Origin of the sequence: Bacteroides sp. ET336, assembly GCF_024733815.1 — a bacterium.
GTDB classification, from domain to species: domain Bacteria; phylum Bacteroidota; class Bacteroidia; order Bacteroidales; family Bacteroidaceae; genus Phocaeicola; species Phocaeicola cellulolyticus.
The window spans coordinates 35,715-56,209 of sequence record NZ_JANRHK010000013.1 but is presented as its reverse complement, the minus strand read 5'-3'; the positions used below and the strand labels follow the sequence as shown (position 1 = coordinate 56,209).

The window sequence follows — 20,495 nt, the reverse complement described above, 5'->3', positions numbered from 1 at the left end:
TTTTACAAACGCACTTTTGTCGATTTGTTACTATCCGGTCGTATCTGTGTACTATTGTGTAAAAATTTGCGACTATGTGGTAAAAACTTTTTTCGAGTGTGTTTTTCTGGTGCGAAATTTAATGATTTATTAACAAGAAAAAACCACCGAAAACCGTGATTTTGGGTGGTTTGTAATTTAAAATGATATTTTTTTATTCATAAATCAGCGTAGATAGGCGTTCTTCGCTGAATATTTCATTGGATATTTCGAGAAGTTCTTTCGAAGTGATACTTTCTATTCGCTTATAGACTTTTTCTTTTTCTTCGTAGCGGTTATAGTGAAGGAAGCATTTTCCCATGTCGAGGGCACAGTTCTCAAAATTGTCTGATGCCACTCCCAGCTGTCCTATAATCTGCTTCTTTGCTGCCGAGAGTTGGCTCTCTTTCATCAGATTGTCTCTCAGTTTCTTGAGTTCCTTCCTTGTCAGCTCTATACAGCGGTCTCTGTCTTCCTGATCGCAACCGAAGTATATGCTGAACACTCCCGTGTCGGTGTATGATGAGAGGTTCGATTCTACGTTATATACAAGGGCGTTTTTCTCTCTGAGTACTACATTCAGACGGCTGTTCATTCCCGGACCGCCAAGTATATTGTTAAGCAGATAGAGGCCTGTCCGCCTGTTGTTATGTGCATCGTAGGCTCTTGTGCCTATCATGACGTGCGACTGATGGGTGTCTCGGCTCAGAATGAGGTCGCGTGGAACGTAAGGCAGGGGAGAGGTACGTCCGCCTACGGGAGATGTATATGGTGTGATGTCGCGAGTAAGTTTCCCTATTGTATCTGTAACTTTCCTGAACGGGATATTTCCCAAAATGAAAAATACCATGTTGCCGGTCTTGTATCTGTTGCCGGTGAAGCGCAGTGCGTCTTCCGGACCGAAGCCTCTGAGGAGCTCCGGTTTTCCGAGGATATTTCTTCCTAGCGGATGGTCGGGAAATATCAGTTCCTCGAAATCGTCGAATATAAGTTCGGCAGGGCTGTCTTCGTAACTCTGTATTTCGTCTATTATGACTTCCACTTCTTTCTCAATTTGGTTTTCCGGAAATGTGCTGTGGAACACGATGTCGGTCAGAAGTTCGGCGGCACGCATGAAATGCTGTCGCAGGAAAGCACTATAGACAACTGTCTCTTCCTTGTTGGTATAGGCATTGAGGTCGCCCCCTACGTTTTCCATACGGTTGAGTATGTGCCATGCGCGGCGGTGTGTGGTGCCCTTGAACAGGAGATGTTCCACAAAGTGGGCTATTCCCTGTTCGTTGTCTTTTTCATCGCGTGTGCCTGCGTTTATGGCGTATCCGCAATAGACTACGTCGGTTGGGCTAGGACAGTGTATTATCCTAAGTCCGTTAGCAAGTGTATATGTAGATATTGTGTTCATTTTTAAGTTATTGTACGGTGCAAATTTAAGAAAGGTTTTTGTTATAAAAAAACGTGGGCACGTTTAAGGTAAAATGGACGCACGTTTAAGGTGAAATGGACGCACGTTTAAAAAAAATGTATCGGGCATGCGAAAAGTGTCGTTTTTTATCTCCATATTTGTAAATAAAATTCATCTGAAATGGAACATATAGCAGTATTCTGTTCTGCATCGCAGGACATTGATAATATCTATGCCGAAAAGGCACGCGAGCTTGGTGCCTGGATGGGTGATAACGGCAAGACTCTGGTTTATGGCGGTACAAGTTCGGGACTGATGGAGGAGATTGCCGCCGAAGCTAAGGCACACGGAGCTATGGTGATGGGAGTGGTGCCTACCATAGTGGAGGAACGCGGGAAGACCAGTGACCTTTGCGACGTGGTTTTCCGTACTGACAATCTGAGTGAAAGGAAAGACGTGATGTTGCGTGAGTCGGATGTGTCGATAGCATTGCCCGGAGGAGTTGGAACATTGGACGAGGTGTTCAGCGTAATGGCATCGGCTACTATAGGATACCACAGGAAACAGGTGATTTTCTACAATATAAACGGATTCTGGGACGGAGTCATTGCATTCCTTGACGGACTGGAGAGGCAGCACTTTGCGCACTCGCCGCTGAAGAACTTTTATAAGGTGGCAAATTCGTTCGAAGAACTTGTGGAGATGATTAAATGAGATATTAGATACTAGGGGCTAGGGACTAGGACACCTCGTCAACTAGTAACTATTTAACTTGTAAACTAAAAAAGATGCGAAAGATTATAGGAATAGGAGAGACAATACTAGATATACTTTTCAGAGACGGACAGCCACAGGCAGCTGTGCCGGGAGGTTCGGTGTATAACGGTATTGTGTCGTTGGGAAGAATGGGCATGGACGTAACGTTCATAAGCGAAACAGGTAACGACAGGGTAGGACAGATTATCCTTGAGAATATGCGTGAAAACGGTGTGAAAACTGACAGTGTGAATGTTTTTCCAGACGGGAAATCGCCAGTATCACTGGCTTTCCTGAATGAGAGGAACGATGCGGAATATATTTTCTACAAGGATTATCCTAAGTTGAGGCTGGACGTAAAAATGCCGGAAATCGGTAGGGATGATATACTGATGATAGGTTCGTATTATGCTATATCGCCTTTGCTTCGTGACAAGATTAAGGAAGTAATGGACAAGGCCAAGGATAATGGCGCCATAATATATTATGACGTGAATTTCAGAAGCAATCATCTGTCGGAGGCTATTAAGCTTATGCCTACAGTGCTTGAGAACTTTGAGTATGCGGATATTCTGCGCGGCTCTACTGAGGACTTCCAGAACTTGTTCAAAATAAATGATCCGGATAAGGTTTATAAGAATAACGTAGGTTTCTATTGCAGGAACTTTATCTGTACTGATGCCGACAAGGATATACATCTTTATACAGGTAATTTCAGGAAGGAATATGGAATTGAGCCAGTTGAAACGGTAAGTACCGTAGGTGCTGGCGATAATTTTAATGCCGGAGTGGTATATGGGCTCATAAAGAACAATATCGGGAAAGATGATTTGTCCGGTCTTTCTGAAAGCGATTGGGACAAGATAATACGCTGCGGCATTGACTTCAGCGCTGAAGTGTGCCGCAGTGTACATAATTCTGTTTCTAAAGAGTTTGCTGCGTCATACCGCTGACAATCTTCTTCACTTCGTTCTGGAAGGCAATGAAACCGCCTCCCAGAACGCGGTTGCCGTCGTAGAACACGGCAGACTGTCCCGGTGTGATGGCCGATGCCTCGACGCTGAAATGCACCATCATGCGTCCGTCGTCCAATAGGGTAGCGGTGCATGGAATAGGTTTGCTTCTGTAGCGTATTCTTACCGATAGTTCTGGACATGTAAGAATCTCGTTTATGTCGGCAGCGTTGATATCCTCCACCAGCATGTATTCTGTCTTTAGCTGCTCGGCGTCGCCCAGCATTACAGTATTCTTTGCAGGGTTTATTTTCAGTACGTAGGCAGGTTTTCCCAGTGCTATTTCCAGACCTTTGCGCTGTCCTATGGTGTAATAGGCAAAACCCTTGTGCTGACCTAATTTCAGTCCCTTGCTGTCAACAAACCATCCCGGACCTATCTTCTCGTCAATGTCAGGACAATGCTCTTTCAGGAAGTCTCTGTAGTCCTTATCGATAAAGCATATTTCCATGCTTTCTCCTCCCTTGGCCTTGGCTTCGAAGCCTTTCGATGCAAGGTATTCCCTTACCTCTACCTTAGTCATTCCACCTAGCGGGAACATCATTCTGCGGAGTATTTCCTGAGGGAGTTTCCAAAGGAAATATGACTGGTCTTTTGTACTGTCATCGCCCGTGAGTATATATCTGTTGCCGTTTCTTTCCTCCATACGGCAGTAATGACCTGTTGCTATGTAGGCACAATTGGTCTTGTCTGCCCATTCGCACAATATCCTTTCCTTGAAAAGCGGATTGCACATAACGCATGGGTTAGGGGTGCGGCCACGCATGTATTCATCGATGAAATACTTCACTATCACCTGCCTGAATTCCTCGCGAACGTCTGCCACATGGTGTTCTATACCCAGTCTTTCTGCCAGTGCTTTTGCTTCGAGCACAAAGTTAGGCTCTTCCTGACCGGGGGTGGTGAACTGCGACGCTATGTCCCATGTGCGCATGGTTACGCCCACTACTTCATATCCTTTTTCCTGAAGCATGATGCATGTGGCAGAACTGTCTATTCCGCCGCTCATGCCTACTAGTACTCTCTTTTCTCTGTCTTTCATTCTTAGTGTCGTTTTGTATTAAATAACAGCAGGTGTGGCGATGATGTTCATACAATAGGAGCTACCTATACTTATTTTATGAACTTTTTGGCAACCTTATGATATGTATCAAGGTTTACTCCAAGCTTTTCGCCTAGGTCTATCATATCAAATAGCATTCCCTGTATTTCGGATTGGTGTCCGCGTGCTATATCTTTCTGCATCGATGCCGTGCTGTGAGGATCGAGCTTGTCTATAACCTTCAGATTATATTCTACAGGGTCTTCAGGGAATACTACTCCAAGGCGACGGCCTATCTCAGCACTTTCGGTTGACAGGCCTTTAAAGGTGTCGCGCACTTCGCCTTCGTGCTGTACTTCGCCCATCGGCACATCGTGATATGCTCCTGTACAGGCCATGGCAGAAATGAATGCCCATTTGATGAATGTATCACGGTTTATATCGTCGGACACATCTACCTTAATACCGCATTTGCGCAGCGTATCGGCTATTTCTTCCAGTCTTTCATGGGGAACACCCTGCTCCGGACGTGCACCGAATACGAGGCGGAAAATTGTTCCCATCTGGGTTATTTCGCCTTCGCCGGATACGAAACCTACTATGTAGATACATCCGTCGAGTACTTTCACTGATGGTGCGAGACGGCCTATTCTAGGGCCTGTACCATAGACATTAAGTATCGGAATAACCAGTGTGTCGGGTGTGGAAGCGCGCTCAAGGACATCTTTTATGGAATCGATGGAATATCCTTTCACGCATACAAAAATAACGTCGGCCTTGTCGTTGTATTCTTCGGATGTACAGGCCTTTACGTTCAGAAAGTGTTCTCCTTTAAGATCGGATTTCAGGTGCAGTCCTTTGCTTCGGATTGCCTCAAGGTGCGCGCCGCGTGCTATGCAGGTGACGTCCTCACCTTTTAATGCCAAAAAACCGGCGATGCTACCTCCAACGCCGCCGGTTCCTATGATTAGATATTTCTTTTGCATATATAATTGAAATTATACATTGAATCTGAAGTGCATGATGTCGCCGTCCTGAACTACATAGTCCTTTCCTTCGACATTCATCTTACCAGCTTCTTTTACAGCCGCTTCAGAACCGTATTTGATGTAATCGTCGTATTTGATTACTTCGGCACGGATAAAGCCTTTTTCGAAGTCTGTGTGGATGACACCGGCACATTGTGGAGCCTTCCAGCCTTTGCGGTATGTCCAAGCTCTTACTTCCTGCACTCCGGCTGTGAGGAATGTCTCAAGGTCAAGCAGTTTGTAGGCAGCCTTGATGAGTCGTGTAACGCCTGATTCTTCCAGACCTACTTCCTGAAGGAACATCTGGCGGTCTTCGTATGTTTCAAGTTCGGCAATGTCTGCTTCTGTCTTGGCTGCAACGATAAGGATTTCAGCATTTTCGTCTTTTACGGCTTCGCGAACCTGTTCAACGTATTTGTTTCCGTTTACAGCGCTTGCTTCATCCACATTGCATACATAAAGTACAGGTTTGCTGGTGATGAGGAACAGTTCTCTTGCTATCTTCTGTTCGTCTTTTGTCTCGAACTGTACTGTACGTGCCGATTTTCCCTGTTCAAGGGCTTCCTTGTACTGTACAAGTACCTCGTATGTCTGTTTTGCAACCTTGTCGCCACCTGTCTGTGCCTGTTTCTGCACTTTCTGTATGCGGCTTTCAATAGTTTCAAGGTCTTTCAACTGAAGTTCGGTATCGATAATCTCCTTGTCGCGTACAGGATCAACGCTTCCGTCAACGTGAGTGACGTTATCATCGTCGAAGCAACGCAAAACGTGGATGATTGCATCTGTTTCGCGGATATTTGCAAGGAATTTGTTACCAAGACCTTCGCCCTTGCTGGCTCCTTTTACCAGACCGGCGATATCAACTATTTCTACTGTTGTAGGAACTATTCGGTTAGGATTTATAAGTTCTGCCAGTTTGTTAAGACGTTCGTCAGGTACAGTGATTACACCTACGTTAGGTTCGATTGTACAGAATGGGAAATTGGCTGCCTGAGCCTTTGCATTAGATAAGCAATTGAAAAGTGTCGATTTGCCTACGTTAGGTAGGCCGACAATACCACATTGTAGAGCCATAAATATATTTAAGTTTTTTATTTTTAGATCTAAAACTCTGCAAAGGTACTTATTTCTAATAATATAACCAAAGAATGGTAGTCATATAGCAAAAAAGAGGGTGTGTCAAAATTCATTTTTTGAAAAAATGAACTTATAATTTGAAATTTGAGCACCCTAAAAGAGTAAAAAAGGGCCGCATCATTACTCAATACAGAGTTTGATACGGCCCCTTTTAAATATTATAGTTATAATCTGTAACTTTAGGGAGTAGTCATTTTAGTTTTGACACACCCTCTAAAATTTAGAGAGATTTATGTTTACTGATTTTATCTGCTTGTTTTTTATTTATCCATTGTAACTGTCATGTCAGGAATAAGGATGAATGTACCCTTCTTGCTGTTCCATTTGTAGTATTCTGTTGTAACGCTCTTGTTGTCATAAGTATAACAGATTTTCAAGTCGTTTACCCAACTGTTGCTTTCAGCATTCCATTTCTGTGACAAATTTTCAGTCATCTGGTTATTTTCATCATATTTATAGTTGTACTTCATGTATTTAGTTAGCAGATTGTTATCCATCTTATAGACTGTTTCTGCAACTTTCACTCCGTCAACTTCTTCTGCGTTGTAAATCAGGTTGTTATTCAACTTCGCAGCTGAAATAGTAGCATTAGCGATAAAAACTGTTACAATTACTAACAAGGTTTTGATAAAATTCATAGCTTTCATATTTTTATTGTTTTAGGTTTAACTTACATTTTGTTCTTGATTGCGGTGCAAATATAGATGTTATTTTGATATGTTGTATAGTTTATCCCTAAAAAATAGCTATAAATTAGCAAAATGTTAGTCATTTAACTTCTGTTTACAATTTAGATGAATTAGTGCGCTTCAAGCCAATTTTGACCCCAACCACAGTCTGCAAGCAAAGGTACTTTCATTTTGTAAGCAGCCTCCATTTCGGATATCACAATTTGCTGCACTTTTTCCTTTTCTTCTCTCAACACGCTGAAATTGAGTTCGTCGTGTACCTGTAGTATCATTTTAGACTTGATGCCTTCGTCCATGAAGCGTTTGTATATTCTTATCATGGCTACTTTGATAATATCGGCTGCACTACCCTGAATAGGGGCGTTAATTGCATTTCGTTCGGCATACCCTCTAACAACGGCATTTCTTGAGTTTATGTCAGGAAGATACCTTTTGCGCTTGAAAATTGTCTCAATGTAACCTTTGTCCCTTGCAGAACGTATGCTTTCGTCCATATATGCTTTTACTTTCGGATAGTTTTCGAAATATCCGTCAATAAGTTCCTTGGCTTCTTTGCGATCTACATTCAGACGTTCCGCAAGCCCGAAGACAGAAATACCGTATATAATTCCGAAGTTCGCAGTCTTAGCCTTGCTTCTTTGCTCTCTGGTCACTTCGTCTATATTTATCTTATATATTTTGGCTGCGGTTGCCGCATGAATATCCTGCTCCTCTCTGAATGCTTCAATCATATTGTCGTCTTCACTCAGGTGTGCCATTATTCTAAGCTCTATCTGAGAATAGTCGGCAGAAAAGAATTCGCATCCGTCATCTGGGATAAATGCTTTTCTGATTTCTTTTCCGTCATCGTCTCTGACAGGAATGTTCTGCAGGTTAGGATTGCTTGAGCTTAATCGTCCTGTAGCAGTTACTGTTTGGTTGAAAGATGTATGTATCCTTCCTGTCTTCGGATTGATAAGTTCAGGCAGTGCATCTACATATGTACTGAGCAGTTTTTTCAATCCTCTGTAGTCAAGAATTTTTTCTACTATCTGATGTTTGCCTTTCAGGCTTTCCAGAACCTCTTCCGATGTTACGTATTGTCCTGTTTTGGTTTTCTTGGCTTTTTCTACAATCTTAAGTCTGTCGAAAAGAACTTCGCCTACCTGTTTAGGGGAAGATACATTGAATTCCATTCCTGCTAGCTTGTAGATTTCTTCTTCTATTTCGCGCATTCTTATGGTGAAATGTCTGGAAGTTTCTTTCAGGGCCTCGGTATCAATTCTCACTCCGTTTCTTTCGATGTATGCAAGCACAGGAACAAGTGGCATCTCTATTTCTTCAAACAGTTCTTTCACACCGTTAGTCTCAAGTTCCTTTTCAAGAATGTTCTTAAGTTTGAGCGTTACGTCTGCATCCTCGCATGCATATTTATATATATCGGTAGGAGAGAGGTCGCGCATGTTCCGTTGGTTCTTTCCTTTTGCACCTATCAGCTCTTCTATCTTTATGGTGTCATATTTAAGATATACTTCAGCCAGGTAGTCCATGCCATGATGCAGTTCCGGCTGCAACACGTAATGAGCAATCATGGTGTCGAACATCTGTCCTTTAATGCTGACTCCATAATTGCCAAGGACAATCATATCATATTTTATGTTCTGTCCTACCTTTATGGATTTTTCATTTTCGAATACAGGTTTGAACTTATCGACGATTTTTTGAGCTTCTTCCCTGTCTTGCGGAACAGGAACATAAAAAGCCTGGTTTTCTTTGTAACTGAAGCTCATTCCTACCAGTTCTGCGCTCATTGCGTCGGTGCCTGTAGTCTCAGTATCTAGACTGATAATTTCCTTTGTAAGGATTATTCTTAAAAAATCGTTTATTTTATCCTCTGTATCAATGAGTTGATAGTCATAATCGGTGTCTTCAAGCCTTTTGAGACTTGAATTTTTCTGTTCTTCCGTATTGTCGTCGGCAAAAAATCCAAAGAGATTGCCTTGGAGTGCCTGTTTTTCGGGTGCCGGTTTTGCTGCCGGCTTTTTGTCGGATTTGAATACCCTTTCCAATAGGGTACGGAATTCCAGCTCCTCGAAAATGCTTCTGAGTTTTTCCTCATCCGGAGTTTCACGTTTCAGCGAATCCATGTCAAGTTCGATAGGAACGTCAGTTTTTATAGTGGCGAGGAACTTAGAGAATTTTATCTTTTCGACATTCGATTCTACCTTTGTCTTTATTGCCCCTTTCAACTGGTCTGTATGTTCAAGCAGGTTTTCTATGCTTCCGAATTCCGAAATAAGTTTCTGGGCGGTTTTCTCGCCAACGCCAGGACACCCCGGTATATTATCTGACGAGTCACCCATAAGTCCAAGCATATCGATTACCTGACTGGTAGATTCTATATTGAATTTTGCTTTTACTTCTTCGATACCCATTATGTCGAATTCCTTGTCGCCATACTTAGGTCTGTACATGAATACGTTCTCGCTTACCAGCTGACCGTAGTCTTTATCGGGAGTCATCATATAAGTTGTGATACCTCTTTTGCCGGCCTCTGTGGCAAGTGTGCCGATAACGTCGTCAGCTTCGTATCCCGGAACTTCCAGTATAGGAATCTTGTAAGCTCTGATTATATCCTTTATAATAGGAACTGACAATCGTATTGCTTCAGGAGTTTCTTCTCTCTGTGCTTTGTATTCCTTGTATGCTTCGTGTCTGAATGTCGGACCTGATGGGTCGAAAGCTACACCGATATGGGTAGGCGATTCTTTTTTCAATACATCTTCAAGTGTATTTACAAAACCCAGGATAGCCGATGTGTTGAAACCTTTCGAGTTTATTCTGGGACTTTTGATTAATGCGTAATATGCACGGTAGATTAATGCGTAGGCATCGAGTAGAAAAAGTTTATCCATATAGTGTGAATTAATAATGAAATTTCATGTAAAAGTACAAAAAAATACCGTATTCCCCGTTTTATTATTACTTTTGTACGCTAATTTATTCCCGATGAACACAGTAGATATAATAAAACAACCTATTACAAATGAGTTGGAGGCTTTCAGAGAGCTATTCGTTTCGTCATTAAAGAGTGATAATCCGCTTCTTGACAATGTACTTGCATATATAAAGAATAGGAGTGGCAAGATGATGAGACCGATATTGGTTATGCTTGTTGCCAAAGCTTATGGCGTTATAGATGATTCGGTAAGGCATGTAGCTCTGTCGCTTGAATTGCTTCATACGGCAAGTCTTGTTCATGATGATGTGGTGGATGAGAGTAGTGAACGTAGGGGACAGCAGTCTGTAAATGCTGTTTATAATAACAAACTTTCGGTTCTGGTTGGCGATTATATCCTGGCTACTTGTTTGAAACATGCCTCATTGACCAAAAACATAAAGCTGGTTGAACTGGTGTCCGATCTTGGTCAGGATCTTTCTTTGGGTGAAGTGATACAGTTGGCCAATCTTTCGAACAAGGAATTCTCAGAAGAAGATTATTTCAATGTAATACGCAGAAAAACTGCAGCGTTGTTTGCTGCTGCTGCAGAGTGTGGAGCAGTTGCTGTAGGAGCATCGGAAAAAGAGGTTAAAAGTGCAGCATCATTTGGAGAGATGCTTGGTATTGCATTTCAGATAAAGGATGATATCTTTGATTATTTTGAAGATGAAAACATAGGAAAGCCTACCGGAAACGATATGGTTGAAGGAAAACTTACCCTGCCTGCAATATATGTCCTGAATAAGATGAATGATGAAGCCTTGAATGCTTTGGCCTTGCGCATAAGAGGAATGAATGCCACCAAAGACGAAATTCTGTCGTTTGTTGAAACGGTTAAAAAAGAGGGTGGGATAGAGTATGCCGATAAGGTTATGCGTGACTATAGAAACAAGGCGCTAGACTTATTGCCTGAATATATACCACAGGATATAAGGCTTGCATTGACTGCTTATATTGATTATGTAATTGACAGAAAGAAATAAAAAAAGGACGGGAAACCGTCCTTTTTCGTTTTATGTAGATTTAGAAGAACTTGATGTCTTCACCTGTTATCTCCGAAAGCAAAAGGTTTGCAAGACGACTTGTTCCGATGCGGAATAGTCCCTCGTTCAGCCATTCTTCTCCAAGTACTTCTTTGGCTATTGTATAATATTTCAAGGCATCTTCCACTGTATTGATACCTCCGGCAGCTTTAAAACCAATCTTTATTCCTGTTTCAAGGAAGTATTCCTTTATTGCCTTACACATTATAAAAGCAGCCTCTGGAGTTGCTCCTATGCTTTCCTTTCCGGTAGAAGTCTTTATGAAGTCAGCACCTGCATACATCGCCAGGATAGAAGCTTTCTTTATGTTTGAAGCGCTTCCCAGTACTCCTGTCTCAAGTATTACTTTCAGTGGCTTTTCTCCACAAACGGCTTTCAGCTCCTCTATTTCGTCGCACATTCCCTCGTAATCTCCGCTAAGGAATTTGCCTATCGGCATAACGATATCTATCTCGTCGGCGCCTGCATGTATAGCCATGGCCGTTTCGGCTACTTTGACTTCGGTGAATGTCTGTGATGACGGGAAGCCTCCTGAAACGCATGCTATCTTGACATCGTCCGCTTCCAGAGCGTCGTTCACAATTTCTGCCATATTTGGGTAAACACAGATTGCGGCAACGTTTTTCAGGTCAGGATATTTGTCAACAAACTCATTAACCTTCTCTGTGAATTTAAGTATGCTTTCTTCGCTGTCTGTACATTTCAGACTTGTAAGGTCTATGCAATTGAATAAAAATTTCTTTACATCTTTTGTATTGTTCTCATGAAGATATTTATTCAGAATATTATCCGTTGCATAAGTTATTTCATCGTCCTTTATGGCGGTGTTATACTTGTTCAGTGCCTCTGTGTATTTATCACTTGTAGGCATCTCATGTTCATGCTCGTGGTCATGTTCCTGTTCAAAATCGTAGATGTTTTCTTCGTTGTAACTCATAAGCATTATAGTTTTGGATTGTTTTTATGTCTGTCTTTATCTCTTGAAGTTTTCTTTTCGATGTTCTTCTTGAATGCTTCCGTAAGGTTCACGCCTGTCTGGTTTGCCAGGCAGAGCAGTACCCATAATACATCGGCCATTTCGTCTGCCGGATCCTGGTTTTCGCCTTCTTTGAACGACTGGTCGCCGTATTTTCTTGACATCACTCTGGCCAGTTCTCCAACCTCTTCGGTAAGAACTGCCATATTGGTAAGTTCGCTGAAGTATCTTACTCCGTATTCCTTTATCCAGTTGTCAACTGTTTTCTGGGCTTCATCAAGTGTCATATTTTTTGAGTTTTTTGGTTCTTGAGTTTTTGAGTTACTAGTTGACTAGTTGACAAGTTGACGAGGTTACCATCCGGATGAAGAGCCTTGTCAACTTGTAACTGAAGCCTTGTAACTGTAGCCTTGTTAACTAAAATTCATTCCTTATTTTTAGAGTCGATTAAAATAGTAACAGGACCGTTGTTAAGCAGCTCTACTTTCATGTCTGCCCCGAATTCACCTGTGCCTACTTCTTTACCCAATGCCTTGCTTACTTCGCTGCAGAAGTATTCATAGAGTGGGATAGCGGTCTCATGTCCGGCAGCTCTGATGTACGACGGTCTGTTTCCTTTCTTTGTAGAAGCCATAAGAGTGAATTGGCTTACGATTAGAATCTCACCGTTTATGTCCATGATAGATTTGTTCATCACTCCGTTTTCATCGTCGAACACTCTCAGTCCGATAACCTTTTTGCACAGCCAGTCGGCATCTTCTTTAGTGTCGGCTTCCTCTATACCTACAAGTATCATGAAACCTTCCTTTATTGCCGATTTGCACACGCCGTTTATGGTTACCGATGCATGGCTTACTCTCTGTATAACTAGTCTCATATTCTGATAAAATTATTCCTTGTTTAATTCCTCTTTTACGGCCTTTGCAGAGGCTTCTCCTACAACTTTGGATAATTCCTCTATGCTGGCTTCCTTTATTCGTCTGACGCTCTTAAAAGCCTTCAGAAGCGCCGTTTTCTTTTTCTCTCCGATACCCTTGATGTTGTCCAGTGCCGATGCTATCTGGCTCTTGCTTCTCTTATCGCGATGGAAGGTGATGGCAAATCTGTGCACTTCGTCCTGAATGTTTTCAAGCAGATGGAATAGGGGAGTTCCCTGTTTTATTCCTATGGTCTGCGGTGGAAATCCGGCAAGTACTTCCGATGTCCTGTGGTGGTTGTCTTTTGCCAGTCCCACGATTGGAATGTTGAGGTGAAGCTCGTCTTCTATTACTTGTCTTACAACTTCCATCTGTCCTTTTCCACCATCTGTCAGAATAACGTCAGGCAGTTCGCCCTGCTCGTCCAAAATACGTGTATATCTTCGTCTCACCACCTCCTGCATCGAAGCATAATCATCCGGACCTTCCACGGTTTTTATAATGTATTTCCTATAGTCCTTTTTGCTTGGTTTCGCTTTCTTGAAAACTACACAGGCGGCTACAGCATCCGAGCCCTGAATGTTCGAGTTATCGAAGCATTCTATATGGACAGGCATTTTTTCCAGGTGAAGCTGTTCCTGAATTTCTTTCATCAGCCTTACACTCCTCTGCTCCGGATTAAGCTTTTCTGCCTGCTTCAGGCGATCTACTTTATACTGTTTTACGTTCAGGATAGACAGTTCCAAAAGATGTTTTTTGTCGCCTCTTTGCGGCACTGTAAATGTTACTCCGTTCATCTCCATATCCAGTTCGAACGGAACTATTATCTCTTTCGATTTGCTCTGGTATCTTTCGCGCATCTCCACAATACCCAACTGGAGCAGTTCCTCTTTTGTCTCGTTCATCCGCACTTTATATTCGAAAGTGAAGGCCTGGTTTATGCATCCGTTCGTGATGTGCAGATAGTTGATATATGCCACTCCCTCGTCAGTTTCTATAGAGAATACATCGATGTTGTGAAGTACTGAACTTACCACCTCGCTCTTCGATCTGTAGCTTTCCACCAGGTCGTATTTCAGCTTTATCTTATGCGCTTCTTCAAACTTAAGTTCGCTTGCCAGCTTCTGCATCTCGTCCATCAGCATGTCGCTTATGATTCGCGTATTGCCTTTCAGAATCTCTTTTATTTCTGCTATCTGCTTCATGTATTCTTCGTGGCTTTGAAGTCCTATACATGGCCCTTTGCAGTTCTTGATATGATATTCCAGGCAAACCTTGAATTTCCCTTGCGATATGTTTTCCGGTGTAAGTGCCAGATGACAAGTGCGCAGATTATAGAGTTTCTTTATAAGCTCCAATACTGCCATCATTGAAGGAACGTGGCTGTAAGGACCGAAGTATGTACCTTCTTTTCTGATTATCTTCCGTGTCTTGAAAACACGTGGAAAATACTCGTTGCTGATGCAGATAGAAGGGTAGCTCTTGTCGTCTTTAAGCAGGACGTTGTATCGTGGCTTATATTTTTTGATCAGGTTATTTTCCAGCAATAATGCATCCTCCTCTGAGTTTACCACGATGTATTTTATATCCGCAATCTTGCTTACCAGAATCCTTGTCTTTGCCGATTGGTGCTCCTTTGCAAAATACGAATATACGCGTCTTTTCAAGTTCTTTGCCTTACCCACATAAATGATAGTACCTTCGGTGTTCAGGTATTGATAAATCCCCGGACTGTCCGGCAGGTTCAAGACAATTCCCCTAAGATAATCGCTGGTTTTAAGTTCCTCTTTCGAATCCATTATTGCTGAAAAAATATTTAGAGTTCAAGTATCGTTGTGACATCAACATCGGAAGGGAAAGCCTTTCTTCCGTTAAGGTCTTTCAGCTCTATAACGAAGTTGATATATGTTTCTTTTGCTCCGGCTTTCTTAACAAGTCTGTGTGTAGCTGCCATAGTTCCGCCTGTGGCAAGAAGATCGTCATGAAGCAGTACCACATCGTCTTCGCTGATGGCATCCTTATGAAGTTGGATAGTGTCAGTTCCGTATTCCTTTTCGTAAGTCTCTTCAATTACTTCTGCCGGAAGTTTTCCCGGCTTGCGGGCCATGATAAAACCGGCTCCAAGTCTTGCAGCCAGAGCACCGCCAAGGATGAATCCTCTTGACTCGATTCCTACTACTTTAGTGATGCCTTTGTCCTTATACATTTCATACAGCTCGTCTATCAGACCGCTAAGGCACTCGCTGTTTTTGAATAGGGTAGTAACGTCATAGAACAGAATTCCCGGCTTTGGAAAGTCTGGAATCTCACGGAGGTTCTTTCTTAAAGTTTCTTTGTTCATTGGTTTTGATTTTATTTGTTCAAGCCTTAAAGTTTTACGTTAACCACACTTTAAACTTTAATGCGTTTTCCTTTATTTACAGTGATTTACGGGTAATCCTTAAACAAATTGTTTCACGTGAAACATCGTTTTATCGTCCCATGAGAACAAGTAGCACATTGATGTCGCTAGGAGATATACCCGGTATTCGGCTTGCCTGTGCCAGTGTTTCAGGGTCTATCTTCTTTAGCTTTTGTCTTGCCTCGGTTGACAGTGACTGGAGGGTATCATAGTCGAATTTGCCTTTTATCTTGATTGACTCCAGACGGTGTATCTTGTCGGCTATCATTCTCTCGCGGTCGATGTATCCTTTGTATTTAATCTGTACTTCGGCCGCCTCTATAATTTCTTCCTTGCGGTCTTCTATTCTGTCAAGAACAGCCTTGAATGCCGGAACAAGAGGAGCTATGTTTTCTATCGTAATTTGCGGACGGCTTATCAGGTCGATTAGCTTACATCCGTGAACCAGTCTTGCAGTTCCTAATGCTTCCAGACCATCGTTTATCTTGTCTGCCTTGATAGAGTAGGTCTTGGTGAATTCCACTATCTTTTCTATCTCTTCACGCTTCTTGCAGAGGATGTCGTATCTGTCCTGTTTTGCAAGTCCGAGCTTGTATGCCTTTTCTGTAAGTCTGAAGTCGGCATCATCCTGTCTCAGCAAGATTCTGTATTCTGCTCTTGAAGTAAACATACGGTAAGGTTCGTCCACACCTTTTGTCACAAGGTCGTCTATCAGAACGCCGATATAAGCTTCGTCTCTTCCCAATACGAAAGGCTCTCCGCCATGACAATTGATATGAGCATTGATACCTGCAATGATACCCTGACCGCCTGCTTCCTCGTAACCTGTAGTACCGTTCACCTGACCTGCAAAGAACAGGTTCTTGACAATCTTCGATTCGAGTGTATGCTTGAGTTGGGTAGGGTCGAAGTAGTCGTATTCTATGGCATATCCCGAGCGGTAAAGCACCACATCCTTAAAGCAAGGAATCTTTTTCAGAGCCTCAAGCTGGATGTCCATAGGTAGGGAAGAGGAGAACCCGTTGAGGTAAAGTTCCTGTGTAGTTTCTCCTTCCGGTTCCAGAAAAAGCTGGTGCTGCGGTTTGTCCGGGAAAGTTACGATTTTCGTTTCTATACTTGGGCAGTAGCGCGGACCGATACTCTGGATTTGTCCGTTGTAAAGAGGGGAGTCCGCCAGTCCGTTTCTCAGTGTGGCATGAACATCTTCGTTAGTAAAACAAGTCCAGCACTGAAGTTGTTTAAGTTCTCTTGGCTTACTTATGAATGAAAATCTATGGAAATCATTCTCGCCGTCCTGAGGCTCCATGAGGTCGAAGTGTACGCTTCTTGCGTCAATTCTTACCGGTGTACCTGTTTTCATTCTTCCGGCAGTGATGCCATGTCTGGTTATAGACTCAGTAAGATGATAAGAAGCAGGCTCTGCGCAACGTCCTCCGGCGAGCATCTTGCGTCCTATGTGCATAAGTCCGTTGAGGAATGTACCTGCAGTGAGAACAATACATTTTGCATAGAATGTCACGCCCCAGCAAGTGGTCAGTCCTTTAACTTCCCCATTTTCGATTATAAGTTCTTCCACTGTGTCCTGCCATATATGCAGGTTAGGAATGTTCTCAAGAATCTCTCTCCATGCCCAGATAAATTTGCCTCTGTCGCATTGCGCGCGAGGGCTCCACATGGCAGGACCTTTTGAACGGTTCAGCATTCGGAACTGTATGGCAGTCTTGTCTGTCACCAATCCCATATATCCGCCCAATGCGTCAATTTCTCTTACTATCTGTCCCTTTGCAATACCACCTACCGCAGGGTTGCAGCTCATCTGTGCAATCTTATTCATGTCCATTGTTATCAGACATGTCTTGGATCCAAGATTGGCTGCTGCCGCAGCAGCTTCACAACCTGCATGACCGGCACCGATTACAATAACGTCGTACTTAAATTCCATTGAATTATGATGTTTATTACTGGTTGCAAAATTAGTGAAAATTATCGTTGTTTTTCCCCCTTGCAAATATCATTTAACAAAGTAGGGCGAGAAATTCCCGCCCCACTACTTTTGTTCTAATTATTTCATTTCCTTAAGCATATCCAGTGCCTTGTTCTCTGCAGCTTCCATTATCTCTCTTTCTCCCGGTCCCTTGTCGTTTATTCCGCATAGGTGTAGGATTCCGTGGATAATCACTCGGTGCAGTTCCGTATCGTATTCCGCACCGAACTGTTCGGCATTCGTTCTTACAGTGTCAAGGCTGATGAACAGGTCGCCTGATATTCGCTTGCCTTCACAATAGTCGAATGTGATGATGTCAGTGTAATAATCATGTTGCAGATACTGTCTGTTCACTTCCAGAATTTTCTCGTCCGAGCAAAAGATGTAGGCAATCTCTCCCACGCGTAAACCGTACGAGGCGGCTACGGCCTTTATCCATTCTGTAGTTTCTCTCTTTTTGATGTCGGGCATTTCAACCCCGTCTGTCTGATAAGTAATCATACGTTATATAAGTTTTAGTTTTTTATCCGAAGAAAAGATAGCATATAAATATGGCTGAAATTATTCCTGCCAAGTCAGCCAATAGTCCGCAAGGAACAGCATGTCTTGTCTTGCTTATTCCTACACTTCCGAAGTAAACGGCGAGGATATAGAAAGTGGTATCTGTAGAGCCTTGGAAGATACAAGCCATACGTCCTACGAATGAATCTGCACCGTATGTTGTCATTGCATCAACCATCAGTCCGCGTGCCCCGCTTCCGCTCAATGGCTTCATAATTGCTGTAGGCAGTGCCGCCACAAATTCGCTGTCTATTCCACACCAGCCGACCAATGTGGCAACTCCGTTGATGATATAATCCATGCTTCCAGAAGCGCGGAACACCCCTATCGCCACAAGTATAGCTACCAGATATGGTATGATTCTTACGGCTGTGGTAAATCCTTCTTTCGCACCCTCAACAAACGCATCGTAAACATTTACTTTCTTGCGTATTCCGGCAAGTATAAAGCCGATAATAATCAGGAACAGGAATACATTTGCGGTCGTGGTGGAATATACGTCAATCATCTCTCTTGAAAGCGTAGTGAAGAAATATATTATACCTGCTATGAACAGGCTGGCTCCACCCAGAAACAGTAGTATAGTCCTGTTCAGAAGATTGATTTTCTGATAAACGCTTACGGCGATAATTCCTGCCAGGGTTGAAAAGAATGTTGCAAGCAGTATCGGTACGAATACATCTGTAGGCTGTGCGGCTCCAAGTTGCGCTCTGTAAACCATTATGCTTATTGGAATAATGGTAAGTCCGGAGGTATTCAGTACAAGGAACATTATCATCGGATTGCTGGCAGTATCCTTTTTTGTGTTCAGTTCCTGAAGTCCTTCCATAGCTTTCAGTCCTAACGGAGTGGCGGCATTGTCCAGTCCCAGCATATTGGCTGCAAGGTTCATGAAGATACTTCCTGTAACCGGATGTCCTTTCGGAATGTCAGGAAAGAGTTTAGAGAACAGCGGACTCAGTACTCTTGAGAACATATTTATCACTCCTCCAAGTTCTCCAATTTTCATAATTCCAAGCCATAAAGACAACACCCCTGTCAGTCCCAGTGAGATGTCGAAAGCTGTCTTAGCCGAGTCAAAAGTCGAATTGATGATAGCTGGAAAAACGCCTGTGTCGCCCATAAAGACCAGTCTTACTGCTGCCACTACGAATGCGATAAGGAAAAATGCTATCCAGATGTAGTTCAATACCATAAATCGTTTATCGTTTTTTGGTTATAAATCAGTTAGAAAAATCTTTTACAAAAATAAGTATTTTAATCAGAAAAAGATAATTTTGCCATTACTTAAACTTAATAATTAAAAAGTTGACAAGGCTTCAGTTACAAGTTGACAAGGTTCTATATCCGGATGGCAACCTCGTTAACTTGTCAACTCGTCAACTTCTAACCTAAAAACTCAAAAATATATGTTCAAGTTTAAATATTTACGTTGGACCCTGCTCATGCTGCTCTTTCTGTTTGTAATTCTCTCGTCGCTGAATGTCGGTGTCGCAGAGTTTTATTCACGTAGTATTTATCCGTCATTGTCATATGTGCTTTCTGCATTATCATCCGTTGTGCCGTTTTCTCTTGATGAGATAGGCGTCTTACTGATGATATTGTCAGTCGTAGTATTTCCGTTTGTATGGCGGATACGCAGAAAACTGAAATGGAAAACGGTTCTATTGCGTGAGGCAGAAATACTTTTATGGATATACGTGTGGTTTTATATCGGTTGGGGAATAAACTATTATCGTGAAAGTTTTTTCACAAGGGCCGGTGTCTCTCCTGCTAAATACGATGAACAGCGTTTTAAAGATTTTCTGTATTCATATACCGACAGTCTGAACAGTTACTGTTGCAATATTGATACCGTATCTGCGGAGCATGTTCATGAAGAGATAAAATTATCTTACAAAAAAGTATCTGATGTCTATGGGCTCACCACTCCCCGTTCGTTTCAGCATCCAAAGGCACTACTTTTCAATTCCCTTTATTCCGGTTCCGGTGTTCTCGGATTTATGGGACCGTTCTTTGCCGAGTCGCATATCAATATGCAGATTACTCCGTTGGAGTATCCTTTCACATATGCTCACGAACTTTCCCATCTTTTGGGAATAAGCAGCGAGGCGGAAGCAAATCTTTGGGCATATCAGACCTGTCTTCTTTCTTCCGATGCTGAGATTAAGTACAGTGGTTATTTCGGTCTCTTTCCATATGTGCTGATGAATGCGCGAGGTCTGTTGAATGAAGAGGATTATAAAAACTGGATTTCCGGTGTCCGGCCGGAAGTGATAAAACAGTATAAGGAGAAGCGCATGCATTGGTCCTCTCTCTATAGTCCGTTGCTTGGCGAAATTCAGTCGGCAATGTATGAAATCTATCTGAAGGGTAACAGAATTTCGTCCGGACAGAAAAATTATGCCGAGGTTATCGGTCTTTTGTTGTCGTTGCCCGATGAAGGTATAAAAATGCTTGCTGAGAATTGAAAAAATCGGGTATCTGTACGTGATGACTCTGATTTTTTAATTCTCGCAAGCCTGTCAATAACTGTATTATATACTAT

The 20,495-nt window shown here is 42.5% G+C and carries 18 protein-coding genes; 4 read left to right on the top strand and 14 right to left on the bottom strand.

Annotated features, from left to right (window positions below):
• Positions 1 to 193: 193 nt before the first annotated feature.
• Positions 194 to 1,420, bottom strand: a complete 1,227-nt coding sequence (locus tag NW213_RS11820) for a pitrilysin family protein (protein WP_258322891.1) — start codon at positions 1,418 to 1,420, stop codon at positions 194 to 196.
• Positions 1,421 to 1,600: 180 nt separating this feature from the next.
• On the opposite strand from NW213_RS11820, the gene NW213_RS11815 reads away from it, so the two are divergent.
• Positions 1,601 to 2,134, top strand: a complete 534-nt coding sequence (locus tag NW213_RS11815; RefSeq protein ID WP_258322890.1) for a TIGR00730 family Rossman fold protein — start codon at positions 1,601 to 1,603, stop codon at positions 2,132 to 2,134.
• Between the two features lie 74 nt (positions 2,135 to 2,208).
• Positions 2,209 to 3,129 carry a carbohydrate kinase gene (locus NW213_RS11810; protein ID WP_258322889.1) on the top strand — a complete coding sequence of 307 codons (921 nt, stop codon included), beginning with the start codon at positions 2,209 to 2,211 and terminating at the stop codon, positions 3,127 to 3,129.
• Here NW213_RS11810 and mnmA read toward each other — a convergent pair.
• The 5 genes from mnmA to polA form a co-directional block, all read right to left on the bottom strand.
• Positions 3,101 to 4,231 (bottom strand): tRNA 2-thiouridine(34) synthase MnmA, encoded by a 1,131-nt coding sequence (mnmA, locus tag NW213_RS11805; RefSeq protein ID WP_258322888.1) that lies wholly within the window; start codon positions 4,229 to 4,231, stop codon positions 3,101 to 3,103. The two genes, NW213_RS11810 and mnmA, sit on opposite strands and share 29 nt — an antisense overlap.
• Before the next feature lie 71 nt (positions 4,232 to 4,302).
• On the bottom strand, positions 4,303 to 5,217 hold the full coding sequence (locus tag NW213_RS11800) for a ketopantoate reductase family protein (protein ID WP_258322887.1): 915 nt from the start codon (positions 5,215 to 5,217) through the stop codon (positions 4,303 to 4,305).
• 12 nt (positions 5,218 to 5,229) lie between these two features.
• Entirely contained in the window at positions 5,230 to 6,333 is a 1,104-nt protein-coding gene (gene ychF / locus NW213_RS11795) for a redox-regulated ATPase YchF (RefSeq protein ID WP_204403140.1), read from the bottom strand.
• A gap of 323 nt (positions 6,334 to 6,656) precedes the next feature.
• Positions 6,657 to 7,043: a DUF3836 domain-containing protein gene (locus NW213_RS11790; RefSeq protein WP_204392886.1), complete on the bottom strand. Its 387-nt coding sequence runs from the start codon at positions 7,041 to 7,043 to the stop codon at positions 6,657 to 6,659.
• Between the two features lie 152 nt (positions 7,044 to 7,195).
• A complete protein-coding gene (polA, locus tag NW213_RS11785) occupies positions 7,196 to 9,979 on the bottom strand; it encodes a DNA polymerase I (RefSeq protein ID WP_258322886.1) in 2,784 nt (927 codons plus the stop codon).
• Between the two features lie 94 nt (positions 9,980 to 10,073).
• On the opposite strand from polA, the gene NW213_RS11780 reads away from it, so the two are divergent.
• Positions 10,074 to 11,048: a polyprenyl synthetase family protein gene (locus NW213_RS11780; protein ID WP_154044738.1), complete on the top strand. Its 975-nt coding sequence runs from the start codon at positions 10,074 to 10,076 to the stop codon at positions 11,046 to 11,048.
• Between the two features lie 40 nt (positions 11,049 to 11,088).
• Here NW213_RS11780 and deoC read toward each other — a convergent pair whose 3' ends face one another.
• The 8 genes from deoC to NW213_RS11740 form a co-directional block, all read right to left on the bottom strand.
• Positions 11,089 to 11,979, bottom strand: coding sequence for a deoxyribose-phosphate aldolase (gene deoC, locus NW213_RS11775; protein WP_258322926.1), 891 nt, complete (start codon positions 11,977 to 11,979; stop codon positions 11,089 to 11,091).
• 71 nt (positions 11,980 to 12,050) lie between these two features.
• Positions 12,051 to 12,371, bottom strand: coding sequence for a nucleotide pyrophosphohydrolase (locus NW213_RS11770; RefSeq protein ID WP_154044736.1), 321 nt, complete (start codon positions 12,369 to 12,371; stop codon positions 12,051 to 12,053).
• 137 nt (positions 12,372 to 12,508) lie between these two features.
• Entirely contained in the window at positions 12,509 to 12,961 is a 453-nt protein-coding gene (gene dtd / locus NW213_RS11765) for a D-aminoacyl-tRNA deacylase (protein WP_235340757.1), read from the bottom strand.
• Between the two features lie 12 nt (positions 12,962 to 12,973).
• The gene (uvrC, locus tag NW213_RS11760; RefSeq protein WP_258322885.1) at positions 12,974 to 14,800 is read right to left on the bottom strand and encodes an excinuclease ABC subunit UvrC; all 1,827 of its coding nucleotides are present in this window, start codon (positions 14,798 to 14,800) and stop codon (positions 12,974 to 12,976) included.
• A 17-nt stretch (positions 14,801 to 14,817) separates the two neighbouring features.
• Complete coding sequence (locus NW213_RS11755) at positions 14,818 to 15,342, bottom strand: adenine phosphoribosyltransferase (protein WP_204392898.1); 525 nt, start codon at positions 15,340 to 15,342, stop codon at positions 14,818 to 14,820.
• A gap of 130 nt (positions 15,343 to 15,472) precedes the next feature.
• The gene (mnmG, locus tag NW213_RS11750; RefSeq protein ID WP_258322884.1) at positions 15,473 to 17,344 is read right to left on the bottom strand and encodes a tRNA uridine-5-carboxymethylaminomethyl(34) synthesis enzyme MnmG; all 1,872 of its coding nucleotides are present in this window, start codon (positions 17,342 to 17,344) and stop codon (positions 15,473 to 15,475) included.
• A gap of 120 nt (positions 17,345 to 17,464) precedes the next feature.
• The gene (gene ybeY / locus NW213_RS11745) at positions 17,465 to 17,887 is read right to left on the bottom strand and encodes an rRNA maturation RNase YbeY (RefSeq protein WP_154044731.1); all 423 of its coding nucleotides are present in this window, start codon (positions 17,885 to 17,887) and stop codon (positions 17,465 to 17,467) included.
• A gap of 22 nt (positions 17,888 to 17,909) precedes the next feature.
• Positions 17,910 to 19,142, bottom strand: a complete 1,233-nt coding sequence (locus NW213_RS11740; RefSeq protein ID WP_258322883.1) for a nucleoside recognition domain-containing protein — start codon at positions 19,140 to 19,142, stop codon at positions 17,910 to 17,912.
• 214 nt (positions 19,143 to 19,356) lie between these two features.
• Between NW213_RS11740 and NW213_RS11735 the strand changes: the two genes are divergently transcribed.
• Positions 19,357 to 20,418, top strand: coding sequence for a DUF3810 domain-containing protein (locus NW213_RS11735; protein WP_258322882.1), 1,062 nt, complete (start codon positions 19,357 to 19,359; stop codon positions 20,416 to 20,418).
• Positions 20,419 to 20,495 lie beyond the last annotated feature (77 nt).